We start from the raw sequence: 15,077 nt of genomic DNA on the forward strand, positions 1-15,077 counted from the left end.
TCTATTTCTCCCGTTACCGAGGCACAATCGTTAGTTGGCATCAAAAATCCCGGCCTGCAAGACCGGGATCTTCAATACGATGGTTTGAGTCTATCACAGTTCGTCAAAATTTCTGAGGAACATAAAGATGCTCGGGCAGCACCTTGCGTTCGTAGTCCGGATTGAAACGGCGCTCCGGCAGGTTGATCTGCTCGTGTTGTATTTCCTCGTATGGCATCTGCGACAGAAGATGACTGATGCAATTCAGGCGCGCCTGTTTCTTGTCATTACCCTCGACGATAAACCAGGGTGCCTCGGGGATGTTGGTACGCTCGAAGGTCTCTTCCTTGGCTTTGGTGTAGTCTTCCCAGCGAACACGGGATTCCAGGTCCATCGGCGACAATTTCCACTGTTTCAGCGGATCGTGAATGCGCATCAGGAAGCGTAGCTGCTGCTCTTCATCCGTGATCGAGAACCAGTATTTGATCAACCGTACTCCGGAGCGGACAATCATGCGTTCAAATTCCGGCACATCGTTGAAGAACTGCTCGACCTCGTCTTCGGACGCAAAGCCCATCACCCGTTCAACACCGGAACGGTTGTACCAGGACCTGTCGAACAGAACCATTTCGCCGGCAGCGGGCAGGTGCGGCACATAACGCTGAAAATACCACTGGCTCTTCTCACGCTCCGTTGGCGCAGGCAAGGCGACGACGCGGGCAACGCGCGGATTGAGGCGCTGGGTGATCCGCTTGATCACACCGCCCTTGCCGGCGGCATCCCGGCCTTCAAACACAACAACGATCTTCTCGCCGGTGTGCTGAACCCAATCCTGCAATTTGACCAGTTCCGCCTGAAGCCTGAGCAGTTCGTGAAAGTAAGCGTTCCGGTCGATCGGCGACTTGTGCTTTTTCTCGGAAATGAACTGGAGATCCCTGGCAACCAGAAAGTCATCGATTTCCATTTCCAGTTCTTCGTCGAGAGTATCTGCCCATTCTGCTTCAACCCAGCTCTTTGCACTTTCGTCTGTCATCAATCGATCCCTTTGAACAATCTCAAACCGTTGTCTCTAACCCACGCAGAGTGTGAACAACTTAACCATGTAAGTTTTTTGACAGTCATGCCAATTCGACGAGTTCAACTGCCTTTCATCACATTTTCATCGCCGCAAACAACTTGAAAATGAATGAACGTTCATTTATAGAATGGGCAAGGGAGGATGCGATGCAGACGATCGCCACCAGATCTGCACCCGGATCAAAGGGCCAGGAAACCGCAAAACGTGTGCGCATGGCGGCACTGAAGCGATTTGCAGGTGCCGGTTACGCTGCGGTTTCCATGCGTGAAATTGCTGCCGATGTCGGGGTTCGGCCAGGCGCCCTCTACAATCATTTCCCGACGAAGCAGGACATTTTGAAGGATCTGATGCTGACCCATATGGCAGATCTGCTGACTGCCTGGGACACCGCACGGTTCCCGGAGGCGATGGACCCTCTTGAACGCTTTGTACGCTTCCATATCCGCTACCATCTGGAGCGGGCTGATGAGGTGTTCATTTCCTATATGGAACTGCGCAATCTTGAACCGGACAACTTCGAGATCATCGAAGCGGAACGCCGCCGTTACGAAGCCATCCTGACATCGATCCTGCACGAAGGATCCGCTGCCGGGAGATACAGCGTGGACGATCCGAAAGTCGCGACCAGAGCCATCATCGCCATGCTGACGGGCATCCCGACCTGGTACCGGGAGGGCGGTCACCTGGGTGAACACGACGTCGAGGACCTCTACCTGACCATGGTGCGCAAGGCCGTTGCATCCGAAACCAGAAATTTCCAAACGGAGACCGGATGACATGAGCATCCTGAAATCGAATCTGTCGCCGAGAAGCAGTGACTTTACAGCCAACAGGACTGCTCACGAAGCAGCCATGGAGTCTGTAAAGGAGGCTGCCCGGACAGCCCTCGACGGCGGCGGCGAGAACGCACGTCAGCGTCACGTTTCCCGCGGAAAGATCCTGCCGCGAGAGCGCGTGTCCCGACTGCTTGATCCGGGCTCTCCGTTCCTCGAAGTCGGCATGCTTGCAGCACACGAAATGTATGACGGGGCCGCCCCGTCCGCCGGCATGATTGCCGGCATCGGTCGCGTGGAAGGTCAGGAAGTCATGATCCTCGCCAACGACGCCACGGTCAAAGGCGGCACCTACTATCCGATGTCGGTGAAAAAACACCTTCGCGCGCAGGAAATTGCCTCGGAAAACAATCTGCCTTGCATCTATCTGGTGGATTCGGGCGGTGCCAATCTGCCCAATCAGGACGAGGTGTTTCCGGACCGGGACCACTTTGGCCGCATCTTCTACAATCAGGCGAACATGTCGGCGAAAGGCATCGCCCAGATCGCCGTTGTCATGGGATCGTGCACGGCAGGCGGTGCATATGTTCCGGCGATGTCCGACGAGACCATCATCGTCAGGAACCAGGGCACCATTTTCCTGGCTGGCCCACCCCTGGTGAAGGCAGCGACCGGCGAGGAAGTCACAGCGGAAGATCTCGGCGGCGGCGATGTGCACACGCGCCTGTCCGGTGTTGCCGACCACCTGGCCCGCGACGATGCGCACGCACTTGCGCTTGCCCGGCGCGCCATCGCCAGCCTGAATCGGACAAAGCCGACGCCGTTGACGCTGCAGACGCCGGAAGATCCGCTATACGACCCGGAGGAGATATTCGGCGTCGTCCCGGCGGACCTGAAAACGCCCTACGACATTCGGGAAGTGATTGCCCGGGTGGTCGACGGGTCGCGGTTTGACGAATTCAAGGCGCGCTACGGCACCACGATCGTTTGCGGCTTTGCCCATATTCATGGCATGCCGGTGGGCATCATCGCCAACAACGGCGTTCTGTTTTCCGAAAGCGCGGTCAAGGGAGCACATTTTGTCGAGCTGTGCTCGCAGCGGAAAGTCCCGCTTGTGTTCCTGCAGAACATCACCGGCTTCATGGTCGGGCAGAAATATGAAAGCGGCGGTATCGCCAAGGACGGCGCAAAACTTGTCACGGCGGTCGCCACCACCTCCGTTCCGAAAATCACCATGCTCGTCGGCGGTTCGTTCGGCGCTGGCAATTACGGCATGTGTGGCCGGGCCTATTCTCCCCGTTTCTTGTGGACCTGGCCCAATTCGCGGATCTCGGTCATGGGCGGAGAACAGGCCGCCGGTGTTCTGGCAACCGTCCGACGGGATGGCATCGAGCGCAAGGGAGGCAACTGGTCGACGGAAGACGAACAGGCCTTCAGGCAGCCGATCATCGAACAATTCGAAGAGCAGGGACACCCCCTCTACGCCACGGCCCGCCTGTGGGACGACGGCATCATCGATCCGCGCAAGACCCGCGATATTCTCGGCCTTTCTCTTTCGGCTTCGCTGAACGCTCCGATCGAGGACACCCGGTTTGGTCTCTTCAGGATGTAATGTCGATGGATCTGGAGCACCTTAAGCCAAAATACCCCGGCGCCAAAACATTCAGTTTTGGCGATGGCGAGGAGCTGAGCGGCGATCTGATCGGACTCGTGCGGGCCGGAAAGAAGACGGCAACCTGCGGTGCACTTCGCGACTTTGAATCCGGCGAGGAGGCCATGCCCGTGGCCGGCCGCAGGGAAATCGCTCTCAACTGGAACGGAACACCGGCTCTTGTTCTGGAAACCCTTGATGTATCGACCACGCGGTTTTGCGACGTTACAGAAGATTTCGCCTTGGCCGAGGGTGAAAATGAAGACCTGAAAGGCTGGCGCGCAGATCATCAGGCGTTTTTCGAACGCAACGGCGGCTTTGAACCCACAATGTGGCTGGTCTGCGAACGCTTCAGATTGATTGAAGACCTTCAGGATGCGCAGTGCGAAAGGCAAGCCATGAGCCGGATCACGAGTCTTGTAGGAGACATAACGAAAATTGAGGCGGACGCCATCGTCAACGCCGCAAACTCCTCTCTGCTGGGCGGCGGCGGTGTGGACGGTGCGATCCACCGTGCCGCAGGACAGGAACTCGTCCAGGAATGCCGTCTTCTGCATGGTTGCAAGACCGGTCAGGCGAAAATCACATCCGGATACAGATTGCCGGCAAGACATGTCATTCACACTGTCGGGCCGGTCTGGCACGGCGGTGATGAAGGCGAACCCGACCTGCTTGCCAGTTGCTATGAAACCAGCCTTCGGCTTGCCGCGGAGTACAGTTGCAAGACCGTTGCCTTCCCGGCGATCTCTACCGGCATCTACGGTTATCCAGCCGACCTGGCAGCGGGAACCGCAATCAAAGCCATTCGAAGTGCCTTGGGCGATCTGCCTGGAATCAAAAGCGTCATGCTGGTGGCGTTTGATGAACAGGCCCATGCACATCTCGTGAAGGCGCTGAAGAGGAAAGAAGACTGATGTTCAAGAAAATCCTCATAGCCAACCGCGGGGAGATCGCCTGCAGGGTAATGGCAACCGCAAGAAGCCTGGGAATCAGGACCGTCGCCGTTTATTCCGATGCCGATGCAAACGCCAAGCATGTCGCCATGGCGGATGAAGCGTTCCACATCGGGCCGGCACCCGTATCTGAAAGTTATCTGCAGGTAGACAGGATCATTGAGGCCTGCCGGACAAGTGGCGCCGAAGCAGTCCATCCAGGTTACGGTTTTCTGTCCGAAAACCCGTATTTCGTCGAAGCGCTGGACAAGGCCGGGATCACCTTTATCGGCCCGAGCGCCGATTCCATTCGAGCCATGGGCCTGAAGGACGCGGCCAAGGTCCTGATGGAACAGGCTGGCGTTCCGGTGGTACCCGGCTACCACGGCGACAACCAGGATCCGGCTTATCTGAAGGCGCGGGCAAGCGAAATCGGTTATCCGGTTCTCATCAAGGCGCGTGCCGGCGGTGGCGGCAAGGGCATGAGGCGTGTCGACGATCCTGCAGATTTCCTGGAGGCTCTGTCCGGAGCACAACGCGAAGGCGAGGCCAGTTTCGGAGATGGTCAGGTGCTGATTGAAAAATATCTCACCAGGCCGCGTCATATCGAGATCCAGGTATTTGGCGACACACATGGCAACGCGGTTCATCTGTTTGAGCGGGACTGTTCCCTGCAGAGACGTCATCAGAAGGTGATCGAGGAAGCCCCTGCCCCCGGCATGACGGATGAAATGCGGGCCGCGATGGGCAACGCGGCGGTCAAGGCCGCAAGAGCCATCAACTATTCGGGGGCTGGAACCATAGAGTTCATTGCTGACGTTTCCGAAGGCCTCAATCCTGACCGGTTCTATTTCATGGAAATGAACACACGCCTTCAGGTCGAGCATCCGGTCACGGAATTGATCACCGGAGAAGATCTCGTTGAATGGCAACTACGTGTCGCATCCGGCGAGCCCCTGCCGAAACTGCAGCAAGAACTTTCCTTCTCTGGCTGGGCTTTCGAGGCAAGGCTCTACGCTGAAGACGCTCCGAAAGGATTTCTTCCGGCAATCGGCACGCTGGAGCACTTGTCCCTGCCTGAAAGGATTGCACGAGTGGACAGTGGTGTTCGCCCCGGCGACGAAATTACACCTTACTACGACCCGATGATTGCCAAGTTGATCGTCAACGGCCCGACCCGGGACGCAGCGCTCGGCAAACTGCTTTCGGCTCTGGAAGCTACGGAAGTTGCCGGCTGTGTGACCAATGCCGGTTTCCTGTCCGCCCTTTGCCGGCACGAGGATTTTGCGGCTGGTGATGTCGATACCGGTCTGATCGACCGGGACCTTGAAGATCTCATTGAAGAACCTGAAGTCCCGGAAGACGCTGTGGCGCTCGCCGCGCTCACGGCCCTCGGCCTGACAAGACCTGCTTGCGGAAACGATCCGTTCGAAACTCTGGCAGGGTGGCGCATCTGGAGCGCATCGCGCCAGTTCGCACTCCTTGAGGTCGGTGGTGAACGCCGCGACACCGAAGTTCGCGCTCTCGGTAATCGGCGGTTCGCGGTACATCTTGATGGTGGGGTACGCACCTATACGATCATTGATGTCGACGGCGGCACCTTCACCTACGACTGCGAAGGCCATCGTGCCAGTACTGTTGTGGTCGAAAGTACCGATGGTCTTACCGTCTTCTTGAACGGGCACGCATTTGCCATCGGTTTGCCCGATACGCTGAGCGCTGACGAAGAAGCAACCGTTGCCGGTGATCAGCTGATTGCGCCGATGCCAGGTCTGGTTAAGGTCTTGTCGGCAGCACCCGGCGATACCGTGACCAAAGACCAACCGCTCGTCATCCTTGAAGCCATGAAAATGGAACACACGCTCAAGGCACCGCGGGATGGCGTGATCGCGGAAATATTCGCCACGGAAGGCGAGCAGGTAACCGACGGCACGACGCTTCTTGCACTCGTGGAGGAAACCGATGCTGCTGCCTGACGCTGATAGCTACAACGCGCTGACGGCGAAATTTGCGTGGAACATTCCGGAGCGGTTCAACATCGGAGCCGCGGTCTGTGACGTCTGGGCGGACAGGGAACCAACCCGCGAAGCGCTGATCTATGTTGACGAGGGCGGCGACACCGCCCGTTACACCTACGCCGACCTGAAGCGCCTGTCGAACCAGCTTGCCAATCTGCTCGTCAGCCGCAACGTTGCGCCCGGAGACCGAATTGGTGTCCTGCTGCCACAACGTCCGGAAACCGCATTTGCGCATATCGCCGCGCTGAAACTGGGTGCCGTGACCATACCTCTCTTCACGCTGTTTGGCGAGGAAGCCCTGGAATACAGGTTGCGCGATTCAGGTACGAAGGCGGTAATCACAGATGCCGGCGGGGCTGCGAAGCTGGCATGGCTTCGAGACCGGCTACCGGAATTGACCACTGTCTTTTGTGTCGATGGCGAAGATGGCAGCGCGGATGACCTTGCCAGTCACATGGCAGGACACGAGGATGTTTTCACGCCTTTCGATACCGCCGCCGACGATCCTGCAATCATCATCTACACTTCCGGCACCACCGGTCAGCCCAAGGGCGCACTGCACGGACACAGGGTCCTGCTCGGCCATCTGCCCGGCGTTGAATTGAGCCACGATTTTCTTGGGCAGCCGGGGGATCGCATCTGGACGCCCGCTGACTGGGCCTGGATCGGCGGTCTGCTCGACGTGCTGATGCCTGCACTCTACCTCGGGGTTCCAGTCGTTGCCTGCCGCTTCCGGAAATTCACCGCAGAAGCAGCTTTCCAGCTTCTGGAGGATCAGAAAGTCCGGAACGCCTTTCTGCCCCCAACAGCGCTCAAGCTGATGCGGCAGATACCGCAACCACGGGAAAGGTGGACTTTCGAGCTTCGCTCCGTCGCATCGGGGGGCGAAACACTCGGGACGGAACTGATCGACTGGGGCCGCAAGACTTTCGGTCTGACGATCAACGAATTCTACGGGCAGACCGAGTGCAACATGATCGTCTCCAGTTGCAGTCGGATCATGGAAACCCGCCCTGGCATCATGGGTCGTGCCGTCCCTGGTCATCATGTCGCGATCGTCGACGACAATGGCCGGGAACTGCCTCCGGAAACGCTCGGCAACATTGCCGTCAAACGGCCGGATCCCGTAATGTTTCTCGAATACTGGAACAACCCCGACGCAACGAAAAGGAAATTCGCAGGCGACTGGCTGCTCACCGGCGATACAGGTGTCCGCGACGCAAGGGGCTGGCTGCGCTTTGTCGGACGCGATGATGACGTCATCACGTCATCTGGCTATCGCATCGGACCGGGTGAAATCGAGGACTGCCTCATCCGTCATCCGGCTGTTGCCATGGCGGGCGTCGTCGGCAAACCGGACCCGCAACGAACGGAAATCGTCAAGGCCTACATCGTTCTGAAACCCGGCATCGAACAAACCGACCGGCTCGCAGCGGAAATTGCCGACTTCGTCAAGACCCGGCTGGCTGCCCACGAATACCCGCGGGAAGTCTCCTTCGTTGAAGCGCTGCCAATGACGACCACGGGCAAGGTCATCCGGCGGGAACTGCGCTCCCGCGCCCAGCAGGAGGCGTGAGACCATTGTTCGCAATGGACCCGATGCCCCCGCGCGTCATCGCTGTAATTTCTTGGGACCAGGTCTCTCCATGCCCGGCAACATTCTCAAACGCATTGGCATACTGGGATCAGGCATGCGCGCTGCCTGTCCGTGACAACAATGTACAAGATCTTTCGCCGCTAACCGGTTTTCCGAAATGAGTCAAAAAATGTCCGAATTCGTAACCATCTTCGAAATGGGGCCTCGCGATGGACTGCAGAACGAAAAGCAGTTTGTTCCGACCGAACTGAAAATCCAGCTTGTTGACAGGCTTTCAGACTGCGGCTTCCGGAAAATCGAGGTGACGAGTTTTGTCAGCCCCAAATGGGTGCCGCAGATGGCCGATGCACAAGACGTCATGGATGGAATTTATCGCCATCCGGCCGTCGTCTATTCGGTACTGACACCGAACGTCAAGGGCTACACGGCGGCGCGCAAGGCGTCCGCGGACGAAGTTGCGATTTTCGGGTCGGCATCTGAGGGGTTTTCCAGGAAAAACATCAACTGCTCTGTCGCTGAAAGCATCGAACGGTTCAAGCCGCTTCTTGAAAAGGCGCAGCACGATGACATGCCGGTACGTGGTTATGTCTCCTGCGTAACGGACTGTCCCTATGACGGACCGACACCTCCTGAGAAAGTCGCCGACGTTGCAAGGCAGCTGTTTGAACTCGGCTGTTATGAAATTTCGCTTGGCGACACGATCGGGGCAGGAACGCCCGAAACCATCGGCAAGATGCTGGATGCGGTCCTGGAGCATGTTCCGGCGAGCAGGCTTGCGGGACACTTCCATGACACCAAGGCGCGGGCGCTGGAAAACATCGAGGTTAGTCTTGCAAAGGGACTGCGTATCTTCGACGCGGCGGTCGGTGGCCTCGGCGGTTGCCCGTATGCACCGGGAGCAAAGGGAAACGTGGCAACCGAGTCGGTTGTTGCACTTGTTGAACGCATGGGATTTGAAACCGGCATCAAGTCCGACCGTCTGGCGGAAGTTGTGGAGTTTGCCCGCGGCCTGAGGAGGACCGACGCATGAGTTTCGAGACAATTTCCATCTCTGCGGACGACCGCGGCGTCGCCACCCTGTTGTTGAACCGGCCCGAAAAACACAATTCACTCTCGGCCCGGATGATTACCGAGCTGGCGGAGGCCGCAGAAAATCTCGGAAATGATCCCGATGTGCGGGCCGTGATCCTGACCGGTGCAGGGGCAAGTTTTTGCGCCGGAGGCGATCTCGGCTGGATGCGCGAGCAGTTTGAAGCCGACCGGATGCAGAGGATTGCCGAAGCGCGCAGGCTCGCCATGATGCTGAAAGCTCTCAATGAACTTCCAAAGCCGCTGATTGGACGAGTGCAGGGCCAGGCCTTTGGCGGGGGCATCGGCATGATGAGTGTCTGCGACACCGTCATCGCCGTTGAAGGCGCCAAATTCGGATTGACGGAGGTCCGACTTGGGCTCATTCCGGCAACCATCAGCCCCTACGTTCTCGCGCGCATGGGCGAAGGCAAGGCGAGGCGTGTTTTCATGTCGGCCCGCATCTTCAGCGCGCACGAGGCAAAGGACCTGAACCTTGCCGCCAACGTCGTGTCGGCCGAGGAACTGGATACCGCGGTGGAAAGCGAAATCAGGCCCTATCTCGCAGCCGCACCTGCTGCCGTTGCAGCTTCAAAGGCACTGGCAAGGTCGCTCGGTCCATCGATCACTGACGAGATTATCGAAGACACGATTGGCCGGCTCGCGGATACCTGGGAAACTCCGGAGGCGCGTGAGGGGATAAACGCATTCTTTGACAAGAGAAAACCGGCATGGGTGTCTGGCTGATCAGGTCGTCTGACGTCTTGCGTGCTCGATCAGGGCGGCGATCCGCGCAACTTCGACCTGTTCCGACTTTGGCGCTTCCTTTTCCGGTTCGCCATACATGCGCTCCCTGCGCCGGCGGATTTTCTTGCGCTGCCACTCACTGATACCTTCCGGTAGCTCGATGCCCGCCCGGTCCATGCCGATCAGGATCCTTTGAAGATCAGGTATCAGTTCCGACGAAATTGTGAAGGTTCCGTTGGCAGGGTGCTTGAAGACCAGCGTCTTTGTGCTTTCAGCGCCATTCAGCAGAACAGCTTTCTTGTGTCCGATCGAACCCATGGTCGACTGGAACCATGCAACCCAGCCGGATGCCTCCCAAAGGCGGACTTCGACTTTTTTCAGCTCGTCATAGGGAACCCGGGCGCGCAATCCGAATTGGGTAAACTCAAATCCGTTGCCGAAAAAACGGACCCAGGATGTCTCTTGCCGGACAGCCACTGCAAAGAATGGAAAACACGCACACGCCGGAACCAACAGGCACAGGGAGATGAGTGCGAGCGCTCCTGTTGTGCTGCCCATTCCGATGAACGCGAGTGAGAAGAACAAAATTCCAAGCGTGAAACCCAGCGCGTCGAAGACGATGATTGACGGCCGGCAAACCGGTTTGACCGCTCCGGAAGGAGCAGATGGTTTGGGAAGTGCCGCATAGATACCCGCCGCCGCGACGAGGCATAACAGGCTGTTCAGCAGCGACATGAAGAAAAATCCGCAAACAATCGCAAAGACGCTGAGGCTCAAAGGTAATACGCGGCGAATAAATTCAATCTTGGCTGTTTTGCCCAAACCGCTCTCCATGCTTTCAGACAGCGAAACCGTAACAGACTGGGGAAACTTACTGATTCTGCCATTGAATCAACAGGAGAGATGTAAATCAACAACCAGATCATTCTATCCAAAAACAATGTAACCAATAATCTGAGTTTTTGCCGGCAAACTCGATTCAATTTGGAAGTAAAACCAGCAATCCTGAATTCCGGTGTTTCCGGTAACCAATTGTAATATATAATACTTGATGCAAAAAATATCCGAGCGGTCGACAATGACATCCTAAATTCCTCCGAAACTCTCCTGTGATCCGGTTAACGAATGCCTGGGACGCAGGTGTGTGCGTGCGAGGAAGGAGGCAGCAGAAAATTGACTTCGACAAGCAAAGCCAAATGATCGAACGGTTACACCAGCCTTCCCGTTTCCGGTAGCTCGCCCACGAGCTTGTCATGAACCATCTTTAGGCCAGCACCCTCAGGCGCCGCGGCGGCGGCGATGGCACAAGTCGAGGAAAGATTGAGTTCCTTGTCCCGGAAGAACGGTTCACCGCGCAACTTGCTCCACGCGCGCCATGTCGCGGTTGTTCCGGCACAATCGAAAAGAACGGCGGCTCTGACGCAGTGCAAGCCAGAAGACGTGAAATGCCATGTTGCCTTGCGCCGTCATGTCTCTTCCCGTCTCCGCACCGATAAATGCCCGAGTTTGGCTTCCAGACTGCGAACATGTCGACTGACCACAAATTGTGTCAAATGGAGCCCGGCCGCCGCCCGTGCGAAACAGAGGTGACGTGCTGACGCCTCAAAGGCACGCAGCCAGGTAAGCGGTGGCAGATTTGAGTGCTGCATCACGCGCATAACCTGTACATTGGTTTTCCTTCTGTCATATCCTTGAATCCATTGTTCGTCAGTCCAGGTTCAGCTTGCCAAAATCGCCGAACGCCATGAGGGAGAAGCACGATGTTGCAGGTAGCGGAAAACAGAAATCTGACCCATTGGCAGGAACGTGTGGATATGGCCGCGACGTTTCGCTGGACCGCGCGGCTCGACATGCACGAAGCGGTCGCAAACCATTTCAGCCTCGCAGTGAATGACGACGGCACACAGTTCCTCATGAACCCGAACCAGCGCCATTTCAGCCGCATCAAGGCATCTGACCTTCTGTTTCTGGATGCAAACGATCCTACGACAATGGAAGGGCCAGACGCCCCTGATCCGACGGCCTGGGGGTTGCACGGATCCCTCCACCGCCTTTGCCCGCATGCCAGGTGCGTCATGCATGTTCATTCGATCCACGCAACTGTGCTCGCCTGTCTCGCGGACAGCAATCTGCCGCCCATCGATCAGAATACGGCAATGTTTTACGGTCGATATGTCATCGATGAGGATTTTGGTGGCCTTGCCTTTGAAGAGGAAGGTGCCCGCTGTGCAACACTGCTCTCCGACCCCAAGGTCAAGACGATGATCATGGGCAATCACGGAGTGCTGGTAATCGGTGACACTGTCGCGGACACGTTCAACCGTCTTTACTATTTCGAGCGGGCAGCGGAGACCTATATCCGCGCCTTGCAGACTGGCCGCCTATTGCGCGTTCTGTCCCACGAGATTGCGGAAAAAACGGCGCAGGAGCTGGAAGACTACCCCAGCCAGGCCGATCAGCACCTCAGCGAACTCAAGGCCATTCTCGACGGTGAAAACTCGGACTACGCCAGCTGAAAATGCGCGACTAGGTGCCGACCAATGCTTGGTCTTCGGTGTCCGGCTGGGCAAGAAGATCCTGAAATCAACCGCCTCCCGTTCCGACAAACCGGGACTTGTCTATCTTGCGGACTTGCGAAAAGGATCTACAGGCTGCTGATCACCCAGCGACGATTGCCCGGCATGTCGACTAGTGCGCAAACTTCGACACGAAACGGCGTCTCATGTCTCCGGCACCCATGTCTTCAGGCTTGGCAAATGAAAAAGTGGTGCCGCTGATAGGACTCGAACCTACGACCCCATCATTACGAATGACGTGCTCTACCATCTGAGCTACAGCGGCGTGTCCTGACGAACAGGTAGTGGCGCATATTGCGCGCGCTCGAAAGCGTGTCGAGTGGGCCGCTAATTACCGGAGCTTGGCCCGAGATGCAAGGGGCTTGCCGAAGGTTCTCCTTGGAAGATCGCTTCTTCCGCATGTTCTGTCCGGGCCTGTTCACTGTGCCCAGGAAATGGCACCGCCCGGACCGTTGCCACAGACCTCGTTTGCCGTCCAAATCGCCGTGTAGTGCGGATCCGGATCTGTCAGATCCAAAGCAGTGGCTGCGTTGGTGAAAACATCAAGACCTCGATTGGCCCAGGCGCGCTTTGCACCTGGCCGGGACTGAAGTCAAGGGGCTGCCGAAACGCAAGCGATGTGCAAACCCGCCTGCTTCAGGTGTGACACCTGTCGTTCAATTGAAGAACCGGGGACGAGACGTTTTTGCCTTGCTGTCCTTGTCATCGTCTTCAGTTCCCGGATCGTCCGGCATGCGCGACAACGGAAACTGGATTGGACGGTTCTTGTCGTCTTCACCGTCGGCCTTCTCCTCATCGGCTTTCTTTTCTTCGGATTTGGCATCCTCTTCGGACATCTCCGAAGAGGATTTTGCGTCTTCCTTGTCACCGGCGGGCTCATCGCCCGTGCCGTTGTCGACACCGGTGGCGGAAACCGGTTTGTCTTGCTGCGTATCTTCGTACACATCCGGCTCTTCGGCAGCTTTTGCAGCCGGTGTCGGATCTTCCTTGTCCGGTTCAGAAGAAGCTGGCTTCGCCGAGGCGTCCGGCAGATCACTCAAAGCGGGGCTGTGGTGAACGTCATCGGTCGTACCTTCATATCCCTGTTTCCCGTTGTTGACCGCAACGGACGGGGCTTTGGCGGGTTTGGTTTCGGCGACCGCCGTCTCAACCGGAGCCGCCTCCTTTTTCAGGGGCTCTGCCTCCAGCTCGACGGTTTTAGGCTCCGCGACGGATTTCGTCTCCTCGATGGGATCCTGCTCGGCGGGTTCGACCACTGTCATCGGTTCGGCAGGAGCCGCCACCGGCAAGGCCGGGGCCTCGAACAAACTGTCTTCGACAAGGTCGCCATCTTCATCCACGGCAGTTCCCGGGTTGGTCCACTGGAAGGCATCCAGCTTTCCGGTCACCGGAGATACCGGCTGCCATTCGGCCGACACGATACCGTCGGCAACCCAGGCCTTGTCCTGCGGCGCCTTCAGCGCACGCGCCAGCCAGTCACGCATACGGCCCCTGTCGCCATGCTCGGCTTCCTCCACTTCTGCCATCAAAAGGAAGGCAGACCGTGTCGGTTCGGACTGCAGCACTTTCTTCAACTGCGTGCGCGCTTCTTCGAATTCACGTGCTTCAATGGCAGCACGTGCGATCGCCATCGCGCCTTCCGGCGTGTTGGTACGCTGTGCGGAAAGGGACTTCACGCGTTTCAGCCGATCGACCGCCGAATCGCCGGTGCGGACGTGGGCGTAGGTTTCGGCCAGCTCCGGATTGGGCGACAAGCGCCAGGTTGCTTCCAGCACCTTGGCAGCCTTGCGGATATCGCCCCGCCGGGTTGCAAGGCGGGACGTCAGAACGGCAGCCGGCACCAGGTCGAGCGCCAATCCATGCGCTTCCTTTGCAAGCGAAAAGGCACGCTCCGGTTCTCCGTCCTCGAGCTTCTGCGCAAGCGCCGTCAGGATAACGGCCCGCTCCCGGCGATAGCTTTTCTTGTCCAGAAGCTTGGCGGCATAGTTGCGCTCCAGCGTCTTCAGTGCCTCGTCCCAGTGATGGGCAACCGCCTGATAGCCAAGCACAGCTTTCCCGGCCCACTCCAGGCCCGGTGAGGTTTTGGCGGCTTCTTCCGCGTAGTGACGCGCCGCCACGGGTTCCCTGTGTCTTTCTGCTTCGACGAACAGGCCATGCAGTCCCAGCGCCTTTGTTTCAGGATCGTCCAGCATGGATTCGAACCGCTGCCGTGCTTCATCATCCTTGCCGGCAAGCTGGGCCGTCTGCGCCAGAAGCAGCTTGGCCGCAGGTTCCTCGGACAACAACCGGTCTGCCTCCAGACCATGTCGCCGGGCGAGTTTTGCATCGCCGGTGCCAAGTGCGATCAGTCCGTGCGACAGGGCCGCGTAGCCCTTGTCCTGGCGGCGGCGCTTGAAGAACCGGTTGGCGATCTGCGGCGATTTCAGGATCACCCGGATAATCCAGACGGCAATCAGGAAGACCGCAAGCAGTGCGCCAACCACCAGCGCTGCGACAACCGGAGGCTGTTCCCACACATATCCGTCCCAGCTGACCGAGATTGTCCCGGGCAGATCCGCTACCCAGCCAAACCCGGCAGCCAGGCCGAACAGCAGGAGAAAGAACAAAAAGACGCGGATCATAAAGCTCGCTCCCAAGCGTCGCCGGGCGACTCCGGCT

Annotated in this window: 12 protein-coding genes, 1 tRNA gene and 1 pseudogene; 9 read left to right on the forward strand and 5 right to left on the reverse strand. The window is 57.9% G+C overall.

Features of this window, described 5'->3' with window-relative positions; genetic code table 11:
* Positions 1-103 precede the first annotated feature (103 nt).
* The gene (gene ppk2 / locus ACO6TI_RS02225) at positions 104-1,012 is read right to left on the reverse strand and encodes a polyphosphate kinase 2 (RefSeq protein WP_422384256.1); all 909 of its coding nucleotides are present in this window, start codon (positions 1,010-1,012) and stop codon (positions 104-106) included.
* Positions 1,013-1,203: 191 nt separating this feature from the next.
* Here ppk2 and ACO6TI_RS02230 point away from each other — a divergent pair, with 191 nt between their 5' ends.
* From ACO6TI_RS02230 to ACO6TI_RS02265, 8 genes and pseudogenes are all read left to right on the forward strand, one after another.
* A complete protein-coding gene (locus ACO6TI_RS02230; protein WP_422384257.1) occupies positions 1,204-1,833 on the forward strand; it encodes a TetR/AcrR family transcriptional regulator in 630 nt (209 codons plus the stop codon).
* A gap of 1 nt (position 1,834) precedes the next feature.
* Complete coding sequence (locus ACO6TI_RS02235) at positions 1,835-3,442, forward strand: carboxyl transferase domain-containing protein (RefSeq protein WP_422384258.1); 1,608 nt, start codon at positions 1,835-1,837, stop codon at positions 3,440-3,442.
* Between the two features lie 5 nt (positions 3,443-3,447).
* Positions 3,448-3,834 (forward strand): annotated as a pseudogene (locus tag ACO6TI_RS02240) (ASCH domain-containing protein); the annotation flags it as partial.
* Positions 3,835-3,879: 45 nt separating this feature from the next.
* The gene (locus ACO6TI_RS02245; RefSeq protein WP_422385285.1) at positions 3,880-4,395 is read left to right on the forward strand and encodes an O-acetyl-ADP-ribose deacetylase; all 516 of its coding nucleotides are present in this window, start codon (positions 3,880-3,882) and stop codon (positions 4,393-4,395) included.
* Positions 4,395-6,389, forward strand: coding sequence for a biotin carboxylase N-terminal domain-containing protein (locus tag ACO6TI_RS02250; RefSeq protein WP_422384259.1), 1,995 nt, complete (start codon positions 4,395-4,397; stop codon positions 6,387-6,389). Before ACO6TI_RS02245 ends, ACO6TI_RS02250 begins: the two co-directional genes overlap by 1 nt.
* Positions 6,376-8,007: an acyl-CoA synthetase gene (locus ACO6TI_RS02255; protein ID WP_422384260.1), complete on the forward strand. Its 1,632-nt coding sequence runs from the start codon at positions 6,376-6,378 to the stop codon at positions 8,005-8,007. Before ACO6TI_RS02250 ends, ACO6TI_RS02255 begins: the two co-directional genes overlap by 14 nt.
* Positions 8,008-8,197: 190 nt before the next feature.
* Entirely contained in the window at positions 8,198-9,058 is an 861-nt protein-coding gene (locus ACO6TI_RS02260; RefSeq protein WP_055114448.1) for a hydroxymethylglutaryl-CoA lyase, read from the forward strand.
* Positions 9,055-9,843, forward strand: a complete 789-nt coding sequence (locus ACO6TI_RS02265) for a crotonase/enoyl-CoA hydratase family protein (RefSeq protein ID WP_055114450.1) — start codon at positions 9,055-9,057, stop codon at positions 9,841-9,843. Before ACO6TI_RS02260 ends, ACO6TI_RS02265 begins: the two co-directional genes overlap by 4 nt.
* Here ACO6TI_RS02265 and ACO6TI_RS02270 read toward each other — a convergent pair whose 3' ends face one another.
* Positions 9,844-10,578, reverse strand: a complete 735-nt coding sequence (locus ACO6TI_RS02270; protein WP_055115513.1) for a hypothetical protein — start codon at positions 10,576-10,578, stop codon at positions 9,844-9,846.
* A 731-nt stretch (positions 10,579-11,309) separates the two neighbouring features.
* The gene (locus tag ACO6TI_RS02275; RefSeq protein ID WP_321207498.1) at positions 11,310-11,501 is read right to left on the reverse strand and encodes a LysR family transcriptional regulator; all 192 of its coding nucleotides are present in this window, start codon (positions 11,499-11,501) and stop codon (positions 11,310-11,312) included.
* A 102-nt stretch (positions 11,502-11,603) separates the two neighbouring features.
* On the opposite strand from ACO6TI_RS02275, the gene ACO6TI_RS02280 reads away from it, so the two are divergent.
* The gene (locus ACO6TI_RS02280; RefSeq protein ID WP_422384261.1) at positions 11,604-12,359 is read left to right on the forward strand and encodes a class II aldolase and adducin N-terminal domain-containing protein; all 756 of its coding nucleotides are present in this window, start codon (positions 11,604-11,606) and stop codon (positions 12,357-12,359) included.
* Positions 12,360-12,608: 249 nt separating this feature from the next.
* Here the strand turns inward: ACO6TI_RS02280 and ACO6TI_RS02285 are convergent.
* Both ACO6TI_RS02285 and ACO6TI_RS02290 read right to left on the reverse strand, forming a co-directional pair.
* Positions 12,609-12,684 (reverse strand) — tRNA-Thr (locus ACO6TI_RS02285).
* Positions 12,685-13,075: 391 nt separating this feature from the next.
* Positions 13,076-15,040 carry a heme biosynthesis HemY N-terminal domain-containing protein gene (locus ACO6TI_RS02290; protein WP_422384262.1) on the reverse strand — a complete coding sequence of 655 codons (1,965 nt, stop codon included), beginning with the start codon at positions 15,038-15,040 and terminating at the stop codon, positions 13,076-13,078.
* Between the last annotated feature and the right edge of the window lie 37 nt (positions 15,041-15,077).

This window comes from Roseibium album, from assembly GCF_965233825.1.
Lineage (GTDB): Bacteria > Pseudomonadota > Alphaproteobacteria > Rhizobiales > Stappiaceae > Roseibium > Roseibium album.